The 18,905-nt window shown below is 75.7% G+C and carries 15 protein-coding genes, 1 tRNA gene and 1 pseudogene; 11 read left to right on the top strand and 6 right to left on the bottom strand.

Features of this window, described 5'->3' with window-relative positions; translation table 11 throughout:
- Nucleotides 1–45: 45 nt before the first annotated feature.
- On the bottom strand, nt 46–684 hold the full coding sequence (locus IF43_RS0111765) for a TOPRIM nucleotidyl transferase/hydrolase domain-containing protein (RefSeq protein WP_030198030.1): 639 nt from the start codon (nt 682–684) through the stop codon (nt 46–48).
- A gap of 129 nt (nt 685–813) precedes the next feature.
- On the opposite strand from IF43_RS0111765, the gene IF43_RS0111760 reads away from it, so the two are divergent.
- Both IF43_RS0111760 and IF43_RS0111755 read left to right on the top strand, forming a co-directional pair.
- Nucleotides 814–1,881 (top strand): RNA ligase (ATP), encoded by a 1,068-nt coding sequence (locus tag IF43_RS0111760; protein ID WP_030198028.1) that lies wholly within the window; start codon nt 814–816, stop codon nt 1,879–1,881.
- A gap of 118 nt (nt 1,882–1,999) precedes the next feature.
- Entirely contained in the window at nt 2,000–2,878 is an 879-nt protein-coding gene (locus tag IF43_RS0111755; protein WP_078910085.1) for a class I SAM-dependent methyltransferase, read from the top strand.
- Nucleotides 2,879–2,995: 117 nt separating this feature from the next.
- On the opposite strand, the gene IF43_RS0111750 is transcribed toward IF43_RS0111755, so the two are convergent.
- Complete coding sequence (locus IF43_RS0111750; protein WP_051795144.1) at nt 2,996–3,664, bottom strand: hypothetical protein; 669 nt, start codon at nt 3,662–3,664, stop codon at nt 2,996–2,998.
- A 287-nt stretch (nt 3,665–3,951) separates the two neighbouring features.
- Here IF43_RS0111750 and IF43_RS39300 point away from each other — a divergent pair.
- Nucleotides 3,952–4,488: pseudogene (locus tag IF43_RS39300) on the top strand (DUF3291 domain-containing protein); the annotation flags it as partial.
- 21 nt (nt 4,489–4,509) lie between these two features.
- On the opposite strand, the gene IF43_RS0111745 reads toward IF43_RS39300, so the two are convergent.
- Nucleotides 4,510–5,013, bottom strand: a complete 504-nt coding sequence (locus tag IF43_RS0111745; RefSeq protein WP_030198021.1) for a metallophosphoesterase — start codon at nt 5,011–5,013, stop codon at nt 4,510–4,512.
- 239 nt (nt 5,014–5,252) lie between these two features.
- Between IF43_RS0111745 and IF43_RS41575 the strand changes: the two genes are divergently transcribed.
- From IF43_RS41575 to IF43_RS0111720, 6 genes are all read left to right on the top strand, one after another.
- Nucleotides 5,253–5,325 (top strand) — tRNA-Arg (locus IF43_RS41575).
- Nucleotides 5,326–5,384: 59 nt separating this feature from the next.
- Nucleotides 5,385–6,527: a hypothetical protein gene (locus tag IF43_RS0111740; protein WP_030198020.1), complete on the top strand. Its 1,143-nt coding sequence runs from the start codon at nt 5,385–5,387 to the stop codon at nt 6,525–6,527.
- Complete coding sequence (locus IF43_RS0111735; RefSeq protein ID WP_051795142.1) at nt 6,524–8,317, top strand: ankyrin repeat domain-containing protein; 1,794 nt, start codon at nt 6,524–6,526, stop codon at nt 8,315–8,317. The genes IF43_RS0111740 and IF43_RS0111735 overlap by 4 nt, the downstream gene beginning before the upstream one ends.
- Nucleotides 8,314–9,534, top strand: a complete 1,221-nt coding sequence (locus IF43_RS0111730) for an AAA family ATPase (RefSeq protein WP_030198015.1) — start codon at nt 8,314–8,316, stop codon at nt 9,532–9,534. The genes IF43_RS0111735 and IF43_RS0111730 overlap by 4 nt, the downstream gene beginning before the upstream one ends.
- 6 nt (nt 9,535–9,540) lie before the next feature.
- A complete protein-coding gene (locus IF43_RS0111725) occupies nt 9,541–10,842 on the top strand; it encodes a VWA-like domain-containing protein (RefSeq protein ID WP_078910084.1) in 1,302 nt (433 codons plus the stop codon).
- 171 nt (nt 10,843–11,013) lie between these two features.
- Nucleotides 11,014–12,183 (top strand): PP2C family protein-serine/threonine phosphatase, encoded by a 1,170-nt coding sequence (locus IF43_RS0111720; RefSeq protein WP_030198009.1) that lies wholly within the window; start codon nt 11,014–11,016, stop codon nt 12,181–12,183.
- Nucleotides 12,184–12,222: 39 nt separating this feature from the next.
- Here the strand turns inward: IF43_RS0111720 and IF43_RS0111715 are convergent, their stop codons facing one another.
- Nucleotides 12,223–12,711: a hypothetical protein gene (locus IF43_RS0111715; RefSeq protein ID WP_030198006.1), complete on the bottom strand. Its 489-nt coding sequence runs from the start codon at nt 12,709–12,711 to the stop codon at nt 12,223–12,225.
- Between the two features lie 141 nt (nt 12,712–12,852).
- Between IF43_RS0111715 and IF43_RS0111710 the strand changes: the two genes are divergently transcribed.
- Nucleotides 12,853–14,559: a WG repeat-containing protein gene (locus tag IF43_RS0111710; protein ID WP_030198003.1), complete on the top strand. Its 1,707-nt coding sequence runs from the start codon at nt 12,853–12,855 to the stop codon at nt 14,557–14,559.
- Between the two features lie 257 nt (nt 14,560–14,816).
- The gene (locus tag IF43_RS0111705) at nt 14,817–15,179 is read left to right on the top strand and encodes a DUF952 domain-containing protein (protein WP_030198001.1); all 363 of its coding nucleotides are present in this window, start codon (nt 14,817–14,819) and stop codon (nt 15,177–15,179) included.
- Between the two features lie 268 nt (nt 15,180–15,447).
- Here the strand turns inward: IF43_RS0111705 and IF43_RS0111700 are convergent, their stop codons facing one another.
- Together IF43_RS0111700 and IF43_RS36365 are read right to left on the bottom strand one after the other, a co-directional pair.
- On the bottom strand, nt 15,448–16,098 hold the full coding sequence (locus IF43_RS0111700) for a DUF4360 domain-containing protein (RefSeq protein ID WP_030197999.1): 651 nt from the start codon (nt 16,096–16,098) through the stop codon (nt 15,448–15,450).
- Nucleotides 16,099–16,596: 498 nt separating this feature from the next.
- The coding region (locus IF43_RS36365) for a family 20 glycosylhydrolase (RefSeq protein ID WP_063753315.1) at nt 16,597–18,905 on the bottom strand (2,309 nt) is incomplete at its 5' end.

The raw sequence follows: 18,905 nt of genomic DNA, 5'->3' as shown, positions 1-18,905 counted from the left end.
GCCACGCCCCGTGGATCGCGTCGGGCGCGCCCCTTCCGCATGCCGTTACCCGTCGCGGCGTCCGCCGAGCAGGTCGTCCAACAGGTCGCCGAGGGGCGCGGGGACGCGGTCGGGGTCGAGGGCCTCGACGAGCACGCGTCCGTAGCGGATCTTGCGGCCGGCCGTCGTACCGAGGAAGCGCCGCAACTGGTGCTGCGCGGTGCGGCCCTGCTGTGCCGGCTGGCGCAGGAAGGTCTGCAGGGGGCGCGACTCCCCCTCGGCCTCGACGACCTCCCGCACGCGCGGCACACCCAGCGCGCGGATGAGCTCGTCCTCGAGGTCCGCGTCGCAGACGTGGAACCGCGGGCGGGGCTCACCGGCCCGCTCGAAGGCCCGGGCGTAGTACGGGCGTTCCGCCGCGTCGCACAGTCCCGTCAGCCGCAGGCCGAGGCCGGTCGGCCCGAGGAGGCCGGCGAAGCGGCCCACGCTCATGGCCCCGCCCATCGGCAGGACGCAGACCCCCTCCGTCGACAGGTCCCGGCCGCGCCGGGCGGCGAGCGCGTCGACGGCGGCGGCATCGCTGCGCCCTTCGAGCAGGACCGCCGCCGCGACGTGCCCGCGCGCGGCCAGCTCGCGGGCCGGTTCACCCGGGCCGCCGGCCGCCCATGCGGTGACCGCCTCCCGGAACGCGTCCATGTCAGCCATGACCGACGAGTCTTCGCGCTGCGCGGCCGCCGCGCCAGGGATTTTTGCCGCCGGCCGCGCGTCCACGAGACCCCCTAGCAGAGCGGAATTCGCTCGCGCAGCGGAATTCCCGCTGGTCAGAGTGGGGGCATGTCGACCTTCAAAGTCACCGCAGAAGTCCTGACCGTCCACGAGCATCCGAACGCCGACGCCCTCGAACTCGCCCAGGTCGGCCTCTACCGGGCGGTGGTGGCCAAGGGCCGCTACCGGACCGGAGACATCGCCCTCTACATCCCCGAGCAGGCCGTCCTGCCGGACGCGCTGGTCGAGGAGCTGGGCCTCACCGGCCGGCTGGCCGGCAGCGCCGCGAACCGGGTCAAGGCCGTGCGGCTGCGCGGGGAGCTCTCCCAGGGGCTGGTCTGCGTACCGGCCGCGGTCGCGGACACCGACCTGGAGCGGGCCGCGGCGGCCGGGGACGACTTCGCCGGGCTGCTGGGCATCACCAAGTGGGTGCCGCCGGTGCCCACCACCATGAACGGCGACGTGGAGTCCGCCCCGGACCTGCTGCCCTGGGTCGACATCGAGAACCTCCAGCGGTACCCGCACATCTTCGAGCCCGGCGAGCCGGTGGTCCTCACCGAGAAGCTGCACGGCACGGCCTGCCTGCTCACCTACGTCGCCGAGGACGCCAGGGTGCTGGTCTCCTCCAAGGGGTTCGGCTCGCGCGGCCTGGCCCTCAAGGAGGCGGAGGCGAACGTCTACTGGCGGGCCGTCCGCGGCCACCGCGTCCCCGAGGCGGCCGCCCGGCTCGCCGAGCGGCTCGGGGCCGCCCGCGTCGGGATCTTCGGCGAGGTGTTCGGCGCCGGCGTCCAGGACCTGGCGTACGGCGCCGACGCGCGTACCACCGGTCCCGGGTACGCCGTCTTCGACGTGTCCGCCGAGATCGACGGCCGGATCCACTGGCTGGACGCGGCCGGGCTGCTCGACGGCGAACTGCCTCTCGTCCCGCGCCTCTACGAGGGGCCGTACGACCAGGCCGCCGTGCTGGACGCGGCCACCGGCCGCGAGACGGTCTCCGGCGGGGAGCTGCACCTCCGCGAGGGGGTCGTGGTCCGCCCGGCCACCGAGCGCTACAGCCCGGTCACCGGCGGCCGTGCCATCGCCAAGGCGGTCAGCCCGGCCTACCTCACGCGCAAGGGCGGCACCGAGTACGAGTGACGGCCACGGCGGGCTCCGCGGCGCCGCCGGGGGCTCCGGTGGGGCCGCGGGGCGCCGTCCGGTCCCCGCGGCTAGGCTCGAAAAGGGACCAACCGGACGCGCGCGGAGGAACGGTGTCATGAACGAGTCAGTCGCAGCGGACCAGGGCGGTCAGGCGGACCGGGCAGCCCAGGCAGACCAGGCAGACCAGGCGGACCGGGCCCTCAAGTCGAAGCACCGGGCGATGTGGGCCCTGGGCGACTACCCGGCGGTCGTCACGGAGGTCGTCGCCGAACTCGGCCCCCAGCTCGTCCGGGCGTGCGGCGTCCAGGACGGGCACCGGGTACTGGACGTCGCCGCAGGCTCGGGGAACGCGGCCATTCCCGCCGCCCTGCTCGGCGCCGACGTCGTGGCCTCCGACCTCACGCCGGAGCTGCTGGACGTCGGCCGCGGCCTCGCCGAGGAGCACGGGGCGCGGCTGGAGTGGCAGGTGGCGGACGCCGAGGCGCTGCCCTTCGCGGACGGCGAGTTCGACCGGGTGATGTCGTGCGTCGGCGTCATGTTCGCCCCGCACCACCAGCCGGCCGCCGACGAACTGGTCCGGGTCTGCCGGCCGGGCGGCACGATCGGACTGATCAACTGGACGCCCGAGGGGTTCATCGGCCAGATGTTCGCCACCATGCGCCCGTTCGCGCCCCCGCCGCCGCCCGGCGCCCAGCCGCCGCCGATGTGGGGGGACGAGGGGCACGTCCGCGCGCTGTTCGGTGACCGGGTCACCGGGGTGGAGGCCCGCCGGCAGGCCTTGCGCGTCGACCGGTTCGAACGGCCGGAGGACTTCCGGGACTTCTTCAAGGCGACGTACGGGCCCACCATCGCGACGTACCGGTTCGTGGCGGAGGACGCCGAGCGGGTGGCCGCGCTGGACGCGGCGCTCGCCGAGCTCGCCGGCCGCTATCTCGACGACGGCACCATGGAGTGGGAGTACCTGCTGTTCACGGCCGAGCGGGCCGGCGCGTAGCCCGCCCGGGCCGCCGCCCGCCGGTGGCGGTCGGCGCAGTCGGCAGCCGGCAGCCGACAGCCGGCAAGGAGCGAGAGGCAAGCGGTAAGCGGCAAGGAGCAAGGGGTAAGCAGCGGGTCACCCGCCGCGCGGCCCCCGGTGGCGGAGCCACGCCGTCAGGGCCGCCTGGAGGTCGGCCACTTCGCGGTGGCTGAGGTCCGCGCCGACGGGGCCGGCGTGCAGGCGCACACCCCCGGTCGTGACCGTCCACCCGGCGCCGCGCCGCGGGCGGGAGGCCAGCGTCCGGCCCTCCGACAGGGCGCGCTGGGCCGCCCGGACCGCCGGGGAGGCGCCTCCGGCGCCGGGCGGGACGGGGACCTTGCGGCGCGGGGTGAGCCCGATCGCCGTGTAGAACGCGGCCAGGGCGTCCTCGAGCGACCCGGGGCCGGCGGGGGCCACGCCGGTGAAGTCGTCGATCAGCTCGGGGTGGGCGCGGGGCGCGCGGTCGCCGAAGGGGCGTGCGTGGAGCGGGTGTTCGTCCACGTCGAGGCGCACGCAGGCGGGCGGGATGAGCTCGCGGGAGTAGCCGCGGTCGACGAGGTCGACGTACAGCTTGCGCAGCGTGGCGGCCTGCCGCGGCACCGGGTGCGGATCGGGGGCCGTGGGGGCGTGGGGCCGTGCGGGGCGCGGCGCCATGCCGAGCAGCCCCGTGCTGTGGTGCAGGACCCCGGCCTGGGTGAGCACCACCGTCGCCTGCCGGCCCTTCGCGTCCCAGCCGAGCCGGAACCCCACCACCGTGGTGCCCATCTCGCCCGCTCCTCCCCCGGCCGCCACCGGAGTCGACCGCTTCCGCCACGGTAGCCGGAGCCCCGCACTCCGGGGGTGGGCATGCCGGGAATCCGCCCGTTGACGCGCCCGCGTGTGCTAAACGCGCACGGGGTCGGCGAGGGCGGGCCCAAGAGGGCACCCGGGCAGGGAAAACGCAACTTCGACAGGGCCCGCGAAGGCGGCTACCTTCACCTGATCCCGGGCGATCACCCATGGTCGCCGCGGAGTTACCGGGTCCACACCGGGCCCCGACCAGGGAGACACGCATGCCCCGTCTTGCGCTGTACACGTTCGGCGTCCTGAAGTCCCCCCTTGCCGATCCCGGACCCCTCACGCGCGAGTTCTACGCCAGCGGGACGGCCGTCTACCCGGAGATCAGCCGGCAACCCGGGTACCTCGCCCATGCCGACTCGGAAGACATCGCCCGGGGCGCGCTCTTCGATGCGGACTGGGGTGCGTGGGGAGGGTTCGCCGTACCCACCTGGTACGACAAGGGCCGTACGGCGGAGACCACCGCCCTGGCCGCGACCCTCTCGCTCTGGACCGACCTGCGCCCCGCGTTCGACGCCGTCTACACCGGTATGCACCGTGCGGCGCTGAACAGGCGCTACGACTGGTTCGAGAGGACAGGACACCCGAACTACGTGTTCTGGTGGGTCCACGACAGTGTGATACCCACCTGGCGGGACGGGGTCGCCAGGCTGGAACACCTCCGCGACCACGGCTCCGCGCCGCACGCCTTCACCTTCCACCACGCGTTCGCCCCGGACGGAACTCCCGTCGCCATCAAGGGCGTCGGGCCGAACGGCGACCAGGTGCGCTGCTCAGTCGGAGCGCGGGATCCGGTGCAGCCGTACGTCGACCAGGTCCCCGTCCGCCACCCGGGCCGTCATGTACGTGCAGTGCGGCTCCCGCCGGCGGTCGGTCGGCGAACCCGGGTTCAGGAGCCGCAGCCGGTCGTCGGCGACGGTGTCCCACGGGACGTGGCTGTGGCCGAAGACGAGCACGTCGAGGTCCGGGAACCGCTCGGCGCAGCGCCGTTCGCGCCCCTGGGCGGGGCCGGTCTCGTGCACGACGCCGAACCGCAGCCCGCCGAGGTCCGCGTACGCCACTTCGGGCAGCCGGGCGCGCAGGTCCGGCCCGTCGTTGTTGCCGTACACCGCGACGAGCCGGCGCGCCCGCGCCTCCAGCAGGTCGAGCGTGCCCGCGTCCACCCAGTCCCCCGCGTGGACGACCACGTCCACCCGCGGTACGAGGTCGAGCAGCCCGCCCGGCAGCGCCCTGGCCCGGGCGGGCACGTGCGTGTCCGACATCAGCAACAGCTCCACGGGGCCACGGTAACCCCGCGTCCGGCGCTCCGCGGCCCGACGGGCCGTCACACGGCCCGAGCCCGCGCCCCGTCGGGACCGCGGTGCCGGCAGGCGCCTCCGGCCGCGCCCCGCAGCACCTGGGGCTACCGGGCTACCGGGCTACCGGTACGGGCGCCCCGGGCGCTCACGGTCGGTGGCGCAAAATGTTCAAACTGGTGATCGAGTCCGGCGGGAGGTGCCGCTATGATCTCCGCAGCAAGGCCGTAGCGCAGAGGTCGTCGCGCCCAAGCATCGAGCTGGAGGACGTCGGTTCGAATCCGACCGGTCTTGCGTCTTCTTTCCTGTCGCGTCGACGCCGGGCACCGGCGATGGAAACCGGTGGAGTGGTGATGACACGGCCGATACCCGTACGGTGCCCCGCGATCGAGCACCCCGACCTGCCGCTCGCCGACCCGGCCGGGCTCGACCCGCTGCTCGCCCGACTGGCGTCCGGCCAGGACCTGGCCGGCGACGAGACGTTCACCCTCGGCACGCTGCGCGCGGACGGCCGCGTCGACCTGTGCAAGCAGGGGCTCGGCCCGGTCGGCGCCGCCCGCGTGGCGGAGGCGGCCGCCCGGTCGCCGCACGCCCGGCACCTGCTGCTCGGCACCAACGCCATCGGCGACGAGGGTGCGCACACGCTCGCCGCCGCCCTCGCGGCCGGCGACCACGGCATCGGCACCCTCTACCTGGGCTGCAACCGCATCGGCCCCACCGGCGTCACCGCCCTCGCGGACGCACTCGCCGACGACACCTCGGTCAAGGCCCTGTGGCTGAAGCGCAACCCGGTCTTCGAGGACGGTGCCCGCACCCTGGCCGCGCTGCTGCGCCGCAACCGCACCCTGCGCACGCTCGACCTGGTCAACACCGGCATCGGCGGCGAGGGCGTGCGCGTCCTCCTCGACGCCCTGCGCACCCGCGGGACGCCGCTGGAGCGGCTCTTCCTGGGCGGCAACGGCCTCACCGCGGACGACGCGCCGCTGCTCGCCGCACTCGTCCGCGAGGCCGGCGTCCGCGAGCTGTACCTGCCCGCCAACCACCTCGGCGACGAGGGCGCCGCCGTGCTCGCGGCCGCCGCGGCGGCCGAGCCCGCGCGCCCGGTCCGGCTCGGCCTGGGCGGCAACGGCATCGGTCCGGCCGGTGCTCTGGCCCTCGCCGACGCGCTCGGCGGCATCGAGGCCCTCGACCTCGGCCGACCGCTGTCCGAGCGCAGCCTGGGCGCCCCCGCCAACGCCACCGGTGACGAAGGGGCGTACGCGCTGGCCGCCGCCCTCCCCGGCACGCCGCTGCGCCGCCTGGAACTGCGCCACACCGGGCTCACCGGTCGCGGTGCGAAGCAGCTGCTCGGCGCCGTCCCCGAGGGCTCCCCGCTGGAGTACGTGGGCCTCGGCCCGGGTCTGCCCCGCAAGGTCAAGCGGTCCTTCACCGCCCGCCTGCGGCCCGCCCGGCCCGCCCATCCCGACCTCGCCGCCATCACGAGCGTGTACCGATGAGCGCCCGCACCCGGCCGTCGGAGGTCCTCCGGCTGCCCGGCGGATACCTGGCCGACGACGGCGCGTCCTGGCAGCGCGCCCGCCGCTACGCGGTACCCCGCTGGATGATCGAGCGGGCCACCGGACACCGGTCGGCCGGCGACTGGGGGGCCGCCTGCGCCGTGGCCGCCGTGGACGTCACGTTCACGCTGTCCGACCTCGCCGACCGGTACGGGTCCGCGGTCGCGGAGGCCGTCGAGGACGACCTGCGCCATCTGGCCCCGGACCTGGTGCGCTGGCACCTGCCCCGCACGCTGGGCGGCCGTACCACCCTCCTGCCCGGGGTGCGCGTCCTGTTCGCCCGCTACGGGTCGGGCGCCACGGCGCCGGTGCTGTCCGCCACCACCGGCGCGATGGTCGACGGGCCGCAGCGGCTGCGGCTGCACTGCGCTCCCGTGCCGGCACGGGAGCACGAGGACCTCTACACCTTCAACGACGGCTTCCGGGTCGAGAACTGGATCGCCGCCCGCCCGTTGTGGGACGGCCGGCGCACCGCCGAGCTGCGCGCCCGCCTCACCGGTGGTGCCGACCGGCTGCCGTTCTTCGCCGCGGACGGCACCCCGCTCCCCGGACCCGACCTGCCCGACGCCGATCCCGGCACCGACGACCCGGCCGCACGCGCTGAGTGGGTCGCGCTGCTGCACGCCCGCGAGGACGTCGCCGAGGCGTACGCGGCCGCCGGCATCGAGCGGGACCTGACCGTGCCGGAGTCGCCCAACCGGTACGGCAACCCCGCCGCCCCGTCCGTCGTGACGGCGAGCACCCTGGTCGACCTCACCCGCCTGGAGGCCGAGGTCCGGCTCCTGCAGGCGGCCGGCGAGGGCGACCGCTTCCGGGTCGTGGTGAGCCGGATGGGCAACATCGTCGCGGAGCCGACCGGCAGCCGCGGCCTGAAGGTGTCCACCATCCACTGGCAGGAGGCGCGCCGGCTGGCCCGGCTGCCGGAGTTCGCCCGGAGCCGGCCGGTCGACGTCGACCTGGTCCGCTCCGGCCGGATCACCCCGCAGGAGCTGCACCCGCTGGTCGCCGCCGCCCTGTTCCCCGCTGCCGGCCCCGCCGCCGGCCCGCCCGGCCCGGCCCTGCCGGCGCCGGTCCGGGTGCGCTGCCGCGGCGAGTGGCACGAGGTGCGCTCCGGTGGCGGCGTACTGGACCTGCTGCGGCACAGTGCGGCGGAGCAGCAGCGCGAGCGGGCCATGCGGGCCTTCGGCGGCGCCGTCTCCGGCTGCTTCGCCGTCCAGCACCACTGGACCTCGGGCGAGGGCCGGCTGCCGCGCGCCCTCAAGGAGGAGCGGCGCGAGCTGTTCCTGCGCGCGCAGCACGGCGACACCCCGGGCGTCACGGCGCTGCTGGACGCCGGTACGGACCCGCGGGTCCGCGACCGCCGCGGGTACACGCTGCTGCACGTGCTGAACCTGCTGGACCACGACGACCTCCTGCCGCGGCTGCTGGCGGCCGGCCTGGACCTCGAGGCGACCAGCACGCTCGGCGGCCTGACGCCGCTGCAGGTCGCCGTCCAGTTCGGCGGCTCCGTCGCGCTCGTGAACGCCCTGGTCGCGGCCGGCAGCCGCATCGACGTCGTCGACGAGGCCGAGCTCTCGCTGGCCCAGCTGGTGCGCCGCTACCGGCGTACCGACCTGTCCTTCCTGCGCACGCGCGTCGAGGAGGAGTTCCCGGGCATCGGGGCCGACTGGTACGACGAGTGGATGGACGAGCGCGAGGACGACGAGGAGTACGAGGAGGACGACGCGTGAGCCCCCCGGCCCCGCTCGGCCCCCCGCCGTCGTCCCCGCCGCCGCCCGCGCTGGCGGCCGCCGACGCCCTCGGTGCCCGGCTGCGCGCCACCCGCACCGAGCCCGGCGCCAACGTCCAGCTCCAGGCCCTGGCCCTGGCCGTGACGGCCAATCAGCCGGTGCTGCTGTGGGGCGAGCCGGGCATCGGGAAGTCCGCCGGCATGCAGCAACTGGCCGACGCGCTCGGTGTGGAGCTGGAGACCGTCATCGCCAGCGTCCACGAGCCCTCCGACTTCGCCGGCCTGCCGATCGTGGGCGACGACCCCGCCACCACCGGCGTGCCGATGGCCCCGCCGGACTGGGCCGTGCGGCTCGCCCGCACCGGTCACGGCCTGCTCTTCTTCGACGAGCTGTCCTCCGCCCCGCCGGCCGTGCAGGCGGCCCTGCTGCGCGTGGTCCTCGAACGCCGCGTGGGCAGCCTCGTGCTGCCCGAGTCGGTACGGATCGTCGCCGCGGCCAACCCGCCGTCCAGCGCGGCGGACGGCTGGCACCTGAGTCCGCCGCTGGCCAACCGGTTCGTGCACCTCGACTGGACGCACGACCCGCGCACCGTCGCCCGCGGCATGGCCGGCACCTGGCCCGAGGTGGCCATCCCCGCCGTCGACCCCGGCCGCGTCCCCGGCGCCGTCGCCCGGGCCCGGGGCGTGGTCTCCGGGTTCCTGACCGCCCGCCCCGGCCTCGTGCACCACATGCCGGCCGAGGCCGAGGGCCGCGGCCGCGCCTGGCCCTCGCCGCGCACCTGGGAGATGGCGCTGCGACTGCTGGCCACCGGGTACGCGTCCGGTGCCGACCGGGAGGCCCTGGCGGCCGCGCTCACCGGCGCGGTCGGCGAGGCCGCGGGCATCGAGCTGCTGTCGTACCTGGAGCACCTCGACCTGCCCGACCCGGACCGGGTGCTGGCCGACCCGGACGCCTTCGCGCTGCCCGAACGCGGCGACCGGCAGCTGGCGTTCCTCATCGCCGTGGTCGCGGCCGTGCAGAGCGAGCTCACCCGGCCGCGGTGGGAGGCGGGCTGGTCCGTCCTGGCCAAGGCCGTGGACGCCGGCGTGCCCGACGTGGCCGCCCGGGCCGCCGCCGACCTCGCGGCGATGCGGGACCTGGACTGGCCCGTGCCGCCGGGCATCGACGCGTTCGTCGAACTGCTCCAGCTCTCCGGCGCACTGCCCGGCGGCGGCTGACCCGGCATGGCGCAGCGGACGGACGCCGTCGAACCCCGCGAACCCGACGGGCGCGACGGACCCGGCACCGCGCACGCGCCCGGGCCGGTCGGGGCGCCTGCGGAGCCCCGGCCGACCGGGGCGGCGTCCCGGCTGGACCGGGCCAGGCTCCTCGCCGCCCGCTACCGGGCCGCCGAGGCGCGACCATACCTGGCGTCCGCCCTGTACGCGCTGACCGTGGTCCCCTCCGACCGGCTGCCCACCATAGCCGTCGACCGGCACTGGCGGTGCTACGTCTCCCCCGCCTTCGTCGCGGCGACGCCGGTGGTCGAGCTCGCCGGGGTCTGGATCCACGAGGTCTCCCACCTGCTGCGCGACCACCACGGGCGGGCGGAGCGGCTGCCGGCCGCCGACCAGCGCGACCGGGTGCGGGTCAACGTCGCGCAGGACTGCGAGATCAACGACGACCTCCTGGCCGACGGACTGGCCCTGCCCGAGGGCCGGATGGAGCCGAGGCTGTACGGCCTCCCGACGGGGGGCCTGTTCGAGACCTACCTGGCGGCGATCCCGGCGACCCCGCCGCACGCCTGCGACTGCGGGTCGGGGGCGCACGGGGTACCGAGCCCGTGGGAGGTCGGATCCGAGGGCGGTCCGGCCCGGCTCGGCCCGGTCGAGGCGGACGCATTGCGCCGGCAGACCGCGCAGGCCATGCGCGCCCACCAGCGCACCCGCGGGACCCTCCCCGCGGGGTGGCAGCGCTGGGCGCAGGAGGTCCTGGAGCCCACCGTCGACTGGCGCACGGCGCTGGCCGGGGCGGTCCGGGAGGCCACCGCCTGGGCCGCCGGCGCGGTCGACTACACCTACCGCCGGCCGTCGCGGCGCACCCCCGCCCTCGGCGGCCGGGTCGTCCTGCCCAGCCTGCGCCGGCCCCTGCCGCGGGTGGCGATCGTCATCGACACCTCCGGGTCGATGGGCGAGGAGGAACTGGGCGCGGCCCTCGGCGAGGTGACCGGCGTCCTGCGGGAGGTGGGCCTGCACGGCAACCGCGTCGCCGTCCTGGCCTGCGACGCAGACGTGCACGCGGTTGCCCGCGTGACCAGCACCGACCAGGTGGAGCTCGCGGGCGGCGGGGGCACCGACATGCGCGTCGGCATCCGCGCCGCCCGCGCCCTCCCGGACCGGCCGGACGTCGTCGTCGTCCTGACGGACGGCTACACGCCCTGGCCGGACGAGATGCCGTCCTGCCGCCTGATCGCCGCCCTGATCGGCCCGGACGCCCCCCAGCCGCCCCCGTGGGTGGAGACGGTCCGCGTGGCGGGCGGCGACTGAGCCCCCCGCCCACACCGCGCGGGGTCGGTGCGACCCGGTCGCCGGCGGACCGTACGGAGCGCCGCCGCCGCGGCGCGGTCGCCGCCGTGTCGCGGGGACCCGGGAGCCGTCCCGCCGGTTAGGGTCGCGTCCGGAACGTCCGGCGCGCCGGGCGGCGGACCTGGAGGCCCGGTGAGAGCGAACGACGCCGTGCTGGCCGAGGTGCTCGAGGAGTCCCACACGGCACCGGCCGGCGACATCCCGCGCCTGATCGACTCCGCCGCCCGGCGCATGGGGCTCACCGGCGCCAGGCTGTACGTGAGCGACGTGCAGCAGGTCCTGCTCCTGGCGCTGCCGCAGCCGGGCACCCCGCCGCAGGAGACCGAGCTGCCCGTGGACGGCTCGCTGGGCGGGCTGGCCTACCGCACGCAGAAGGTCCGGGAGTCGCGCGACGGCACCACGGCGTGGGTGCCGATGGTCGACGGGATCGAGCGCATCGGCGTCATGAGGGCCACCGCCCCGTCCTTCACCCCCGCCGTGCTGCAGGCGTCCCGGAGTCTGGCCGGGCTGGCCACGCTGCTGGTGGTGTCGAAGTCGACGCACAGCGACCTCCTGGTCGCGCGGGAGCGCGCCCGGCGCATGAGCGTCCAGGCGGAGCTGCTCTGGGCGTTCCTGCCGCCGCGCACCATCGGCACCGACCGGGTGACCTCGAGTGCCGTGCTCGAACCGGCCTACGACATCGGCGGGGACGCATTCGACCACAGCTTCTCGAACGGGGGCCTGCACCTGATGCTGGTCGACGCCATGGGCCACGACCTGGCGTCCGGACAGGCCAGCGCGCTGGCGATGGCCGCGTGCCGGGCGACCCGGCGGTCGGGAGGGTCGCTCGCCGACATCGTCGCGACCATCGACCGGACGCTGGAGCAGTGGATGCCGCAGCGGCTGATGACGGCGGTCTTCGCCCACCTGGACTCCACCAGCGGGGACTTCACCTGGACCAACTGCGGGCACCCGCCCCCGCTGCTCATCCGCGACGGCCGCATCGTGCCGCACGCGCTGGAGCGGCATCCGGAACTCCCCCTGGGGTTCGCCTTCCACAGCGGCCATCCGCCCGCGCTCCACCACGCCCGGCTCCAGCCCGGGGACCGCGTGCTGCTCCACAGCGACGGGGTCACGGAGGCCCGCTCCACCGCCGGCGAACTGTTCGGCGAGCAGCGGCTGGTGGACACCGTCGTGCGGTCCACGGCCTCCGGCGACAACGCGCCCGAGGCGCTGCGCCGCCTCATCGTGGACCTGCTCCACCACCAGGACCACCGCCTCCACGACGACGCGACCATCCTCCTCTCGGAGTGGCACCCGTGACGGTCCCGCTCGGTGGCGGCCGGCGGCCGCCGCCGGCCGTCACCGAGCGGGGCGCGGGGCTGCCGGGCGCGGGGGTGCCGGGCGGGGCGTGGGCCGGTAGGGCAGGAAGGCGGCAGAGGGGTCGTCGGCGGGGGTGACGGCGTCGCGTCCCCGGTAGAAGGTCGTCTCGAAGTCCACGTGCTCGTCCAGGAGCAGGGCCGTCCCGGTGGCGCCGGACACGGGCGACGGCTGGGGCATGACGCGGTAGCCGGTCTCGATGACCTCGTCGTCCGGTCGGCTGTGGTGGACGACGGCGAAGCCGTCCGGGTCCGTCGCCCACTCGCCGTGGACCCGCCAGGTGTAGCGGAGGACGAGCAGCCGGGCATCCGTGCAGTGCCAGCGGAAGCGGCCGATGTCGAGCGCCTTGCTGATGCTCTCGTACCGGCTCCAACCCCGGCCGTCGGGAAGGAAGTAGAGGTCAGTCGTCTCCATCACGCCGATGGGGGCGCTGTTCCAGGAACCGGGCAGCCGCCCGTCGAGGTGGATCATCCGACGATCATGCCCCAGTTCGGACCGGGCCCGGCGGCGCGGGTCCACCGGCGGTGCCCCGGGCGGCTGTCGTAGGGGCGGCCTAGGCTGGTGCCCCCGGCCCGCAGCGCACGCCGCGGGCCCCGGACAGGAGCCGTCGCCATGCACCCCGAACCCCTCGCGCCCCATGCCGTTCCCGTCGAGGGCGCCGCGCCCTTCGGCCGGCGGTTCGCGCTCGTCGACCGGGTGGGCCGCCTCGTGCGCGCGCCGGAGTGGGGCGCCGTCGGCCCGTTCCACCCGGACGGCAAGGGCGGGTTCGTGGCCCCGGCGGCCGATCCGGACGGTTCCTGGGGATACCTGGACGGGGAGGGCCGGTGGGTGGTCGGGCCGGCGTTCGAGCACGCCACGGAGTTCGACGGGGCCGGCCTCTCCCGCTTCCGGTCCCACGGGCTGTGGGGGTACGCGGACACCACCGGGACCCGCGTGGTGCCGGCCCGGTTCACCGGCGCCGGGTCGTTCCACCACGGACTGGCCGTGGTCCGGACGGAGGTCGGCGCCGGGTACGCCGACCCGGCGGGCGACGTGGTGATCGGCGGAGGCTACCGGGACGCGGGCCGGTTCGGGCCGAACGGGCTGGCTGCCGTCCGGGTGCCGGACGGGCGCTGCGGATACGTCGACCGGGACGGCCGGTTCGCCGTACCACCCCGGTTCGACGGCGCGCGCCCCTTCAACACCGGGGGCACCGCGCCCGTACGGGTCGGCGAGTTGTGGGGGCTGGTCGACGGGGCGGGCGCGTGGGTCGTGGAACCGTCCTTCCGGCTGCTGAAGGCCTTCGACGAGAACGGCCTCGCGTACGCCGTCGGCGGTGGACCCGGCGAGACGTTCGTGGCGTTCGTGGACGCCCGCGGCGAGCGGGTCGTCACCCGCGACGGCGAGATGGACGACGCGCTGCACTGCGGCCTGCTCAAGGTCGGCGACGGCTTCACCCGCGGCTTCCGGGACGCCACCGGGGCGTGGGCGATCGAGGCCGTCTACGCATGGGCCGACCACTTCGACGGGGGCGGGGCGGCCGTGGCCGCCCGGGCGGCGGACCGGGCGGCGTGGGGCGTGCTGCGCACGGACGGCACGTTCGTCCCCACCCCGCACCTCGAACCCCTCACCGACGGCGACGGCTGGGTCCTCGGGTTCGACGGCGGGCACGGCGTGGCCCCGTTCCTGACGGTCGACGCGGAGGTGGCGTACGTCGGCCGCGACGGCAGGGACGTGTGCCGGGTGGCGGTGGACGCGCCCGACGGCAGCGCGGTCGTGCTGCGGGACGCGGCGGGCGGGACCGTCTGGCGCGGCACAGCCGGGCCCGGCACCTTCGCGTCCGAGCCGCCCTACCTGTCCGGCCGGCCGGAGGCGTACGTCGACCACGTCGCGGCCGGCGGGGGCGATCCCGGTCCGGTGGTGCGGGAGTTGCTGGACCGGCCGGCCCGGCGCTTCTACCCCTGCTCGCTGATCTTCGGCCGCCGGGACGACCCGTACGACCTCGACGAGCTCGACGAGTACGACCTGGAGGGGGCCTCGACCGGCGCGGTGCACACCCTCGCGAGCACCTGGCTGGCGGCCGAGTCGCTCGCCGAGTACCCCTTCCTGGAGGACAACGCGCAGGACGCCTTCGGCCGGATCTACGCCGACGTGGCGGAGCGGCTGCGCGCCGCCTACGGCGCCCCGCTGGCACACGTGCGGCACTGCCTGCGCAGCGGTGACGGCAACCGGTGCCTGGTGTGGGCGGTGGCGGACCGGCACCTGGTCCTGGAGGAGTACTGCCAGGTGGGGGACGGCGACCGGGAGTTCCAGATCTGGCTGGCCGTCGTGGCGGCCTGAGGTACGGGCGGGCGGCGACGCCACGCCCGCCGCGCGGTGTCGGGCGGACGGTGCTGCCGGACCGCAACACCCGGCCCCCGGAACCGGCCGCCCGGCGCCCGCGGCGCGCTCGCGACGAGGTCGACCTCCGGGTCCGAGGCGGCGGCGACGGCGTTGGTCCAGTAGCTCGCCCCGGGGCCGAACCTGGCGAGCAGGGTCCGGGTGGCCTGGCGCCGCGAGCGGGCGGGACGTCCGCCCGGGCCGCTACGGTGGGGGACGTGATCTACCACGCGGTACCGCTCGCCGAATGGAGCGCCGACCCCGACAGCCCGTACGCCCCCGCCTCGTTGGAGGAGGAGGGCTTCGTCCACTGCTCCCCGGACGAGCCGACCACGCTGGCCGTCGCGAACGCCTTCTACCGCGCGGCGCCCCGGCCGCTGCTGGCCCTCCTCATCGACGAAGACCGGCTCACCAGCCGGGTCGAGTCCGAGGCGGCGGTCCCCGCACCGCCGCCCGGTGTGCCCGAGGACACCTTGTTCCCGCACGTGTTCGGCCCTCTGGACCGCGACGCCGTCGTGCGCGTCCTCGAGGTCCGCTGGGACACCGAGGGCCGCGCGACCGGCCTGGTCGAGCGCCGGTGACCCGGGTCGGGCACGGCACGTCGTCGCCGGCCGCCCGCACCCGTATACGTGCGGCCCTGCGCACGGCGTGGCGGGGTCGGCACGGGAGCCGGAACGACGAACGCGGGGACCGGAACCCGCACGCGGGGACCGGAACCCCGAAGGCCGTGCTCAGTCGGCGCTCGGGATTCCGCACGAAGGCGTGGGCCCCACCGGAGGGTTGGGCCGTTCACCCGGCACCGGTCACCGGATCGGGTGGGCGGGGACACGGGGTCCCCGCCCGAGGGGGTCAGGCCGGCGGGCACTCCCGCCAGGCCAGGTGGTAGACCGTGCTGATGTCGCCGTCGGTGGAGTCCATGGTCATGTAGCTGGTGGCGCGCGGCGAGGACGTGCCCGCGCGGACGCGGAGCTCGGTGTTGATGTTGAAGTTGCGCTGCACCCCGCAGGGCGCCCAGACCAGCTGGGCCCAGTCGGTCGAGTCGGTGGCCTGCCAGTTGTCCTCGTACGTCCCGTTGAACGGGTGCTCCCGCGAGGCCGTCTGCGGCGAGCCCTGGAAGTAGTACGAGGCCTTCGCCGTGCCGCTCGCGCCGGCCGCGAGGGAGGCGTATCCGCGGTAGTCGGCGCTGGCGATCGCGTAGGTGAACCCGTGCGGCACGTGCACCACGAGGTTGAGCTGGCAGTTGCGGCGCGCGGCCGTAGCGGGGGCGCCGCCGCCGACCTGTGCGAGGTACTCGCTGTACGTCACCGTGAACGCGGTGTTGTCCTCGGACACGGCGACGGCCGCGGTGTCCTTCGGGCAGCCGGATCCGTTGACGGTCGCGATGTCGATGACGATGCGGTCCGTCGGCGGGTCCGTGAACGCCGACGGGGTGGGGTGGGCGGGCAGTGTCGTTGCGAGCAGCACGCCGATCGCGCTGCTCATCAGGAGTCCTCCGGCCATGGTTCTCCTATCGCTGCTTCGGGGACCGGGCGGCACGCGGCCGCTACCGGTGGTGCGCGGGGGTGGGGGGTGCGGAGCCGGCGGAGGCCGCACGCGTGAGAGGCATGTCCATGACAATCCAGCAAGAGGGGGTGGCGTCCGGACAGCCGAATCGTAGGAGTCGGCCCCCGGCCCGGCCCAGCGTCCGCTCCGGCCATTCCCGCGCGCACCGACTCGGCCGGGCGGGCCGAAAGCGGCCGCCCTGCGGCGAGCGCCGCGGACGGGGCCGGCGGGACGGTCACCGCACCTCGAACGGCACGCACCCCCGCCCGCCGCGCCCTCCCGCCCCCGCCGCCGAAAGCCCGGACCCCGCGGTCCCGGCCGCGACGAGCGGCTTTCGGACACGAAACGGATGGCCGGACTCCGCGTCATCCCCGCCACGGGCCGGCGGGCGGCGGCGGCACGCCGGGACGCGGTGCGCCGGGACTCGGTGCGCCGACCGCCCGGGCCCGGCCCGGCTCAGCCGAGCCGCCAGTGCTGGAGGGCGGAACCGGAGTCGGGCTGCTGGGTGAGCTGGGCGCCGTCCTGCAGGGAGGCGGTGGTCATCAGGAGTCCGCTCTTCCTGGAGGAGACGGTGTAGGCGCCGGCACCGATCGGGGTGAGCAGCCAGCGCTGGTTGTCGCCGCCGGTGCAGGTCCACTGGATGACCGCGGCCCCGGGGGCGGTGGAGCCGCCCGCGACGTCGGCGCACAGGCCCGAGGCGCCGTTCGTCAGCGTGTAGGCGCCGTCGGCGTCGGCGGTGAGCTGCCACTGCTGGTTGGCGCCGCCGTGCGGGGACCAGGTGATCAACTGCGTTCCGGCGGTGCGCGAGCTGCCGGGGTCGTCCAGCGCCTTGCCGCCCGCGGTGAGGGTGTGCGGGCCCGTCGGCTGGTCGCCGTAGACCTCGAAGGCGTACAGGGAGTAGCCGTACGACGTGGCGCGCCGGGTGGCGTACATCCGGACGTAGCGGCCCGATCCGGCCAGTCCGGTCAGGGTCTCGGTGCCGCCCGTCCCGGCGGTGACGGTACGGGCGGTGCGCCAGGTACTCGCGTCGTCGGAGAGCTGGATCTGGTACGCCGTCCCGTACGCGGCCTCCCAGCGCAGCACCACCCGGCCGACCGCCCGGGCGGCGCCGAGGTCGACCTGGAGCCACTGCGGGTCGGCATAGGCGCTGGACCAGCGGGTGGCCGGGTCGCCGTCGGTGGCCGCGGCGGCGGGGAAGGCGGCGGTCTCGGTGCTGGACGCGGTGGTCGGGCGGTTCCGGGCCAGGTCACCGCTCTGACCACCGGCCGGCCAGGCCGGGTTGTGGCCCACGGCCACGACGATCGGGGTGAAGTCCGCGTACGTGGCGACGGGCTTGGGGGATCCCCAGGTCTGCTGGGCGAGGCCGCGCAGCGGGTACATGATGCCGGCCGCGATCTGCTCCTCGGTCTCGGCGTTCGGGTTGTCGCACCACACGTGGAGGAGCGAACCGCGGTTGCGGGCGGGGTCGGTGAGCCCCTTGCCGCCCTGGAAGAGGTCGGGGGTCCAGTTCTCGTACATCCAGCGGGTGTCGGGCTTGGCTCCGCCCAGCACGTAGTAGGTGGGCGTCCAGGACTCGTTGGCGACGGTGTGGCCGGCATCGGCGAGCTGCTGCGGGGTGAGTCCGTAGTCGTACCAGTACTCGACGAGGATGCCGGGGTCCGGGCGGACGGTGCCGTCTCCCGCCTTGATCCCGTCGTTCCACATCCGGGTGGTCCTGCCGGACGCCCGGACCACGGAGTCCGCCCAGTTGACGAAGCCGTAGTAGGTGTCCTTCGCGGTGGCGGCGGCGCCGTAGTGGGCGCGGGCATAGGCGAGCAGCTGCGGGTACTGGCTGTAGTCCGTGACGTATTCGTCCGCCCCGATGTGCCAGTAGGGGGCGGGGAAGAGCGGCAGGTACTCGGTGACGAGGTCCTGGATCAGGGCGTAGGAGCCGGGCAGGGAAAGGTCGATGAACTCGGGGCTGGCGGCGCCGGACCGGTTCTTCAGCCGGAGTTCGGGGTGCGCGGCCAGGACCGCGTTCATGTGCCCCGGGGTGTCGATCTCCGGGACGATCGTGACGTGGTAGCGGGCCGCCAGGGCGACGAGGTCGGCGACGTCCCGCTTGGTGTAGTGGGCGGTGGAGACGACCTCGGGGTGGGTGGCGCTCTCCAGCCGGAAGCCGAACGTGTCCGACAGGTGGAAGTGGAAGTAGTTGAGCTTGAGGTAGGCCAGTTCCTTGATGTGCTCCCTGAGCCAGCCGACGGTGAAGAACTTCCGGCCCTGGTCGACCATCAGGCCGCGCTCGGGCTTGTCGGGCCAGTCCACGGCCGTGCCGGCGGGGACGGTCGGCGCCTGGTGCAGCAGCTGCAGGACGCTCCGGGTACCGAGGAACGCGCCGGCGGCGGTGCCGGCCCGGACGGTGAGGCTGGGACCGACGGTCATCCGGTAGCCCTCCGCGGGCAGGGACCCGTCGCCGAGGGTGAGCGCGATGTCGCCGGTGGCGGGGGTGCCGTCGACGACGGGGACGGTGCGGCCCGCCAGGGCCCCGAGGTCCTCGGCGAAGGGGGCGGCGTCCCCGGCGAGCAGGTCCGCGTACGCCGGGTCGACGACGATGCGCGAGTCCGCACCGAAGGCGTAGCTGCCGCTGCCGGGCGTCCACTGCCGGAGCGCGGGGACGGTCCGCGGCGCGGCGGCGGAGGTCCGGGGCGCGGCGGCGGAGGTCCGGGGCGCGGCGGCGGGGGCCGGGGCCGGGTTCGCCCGTACGGACGGGGCGGGCGGGGCGGGCG

It is taken from the genome of Streptomyces sp. NRRL S-87, from assembly GCF_000719335.1.
GTDB lineage: Bacteria > Actinomycetota > Actinomycetes > Streptomycetales > Streptomycetaceae > Streptomyces.
Note: the sequence above shows the minus strand (reverse complement) of the source record. Positions and strands in the feature narration are given on the sequence as shown.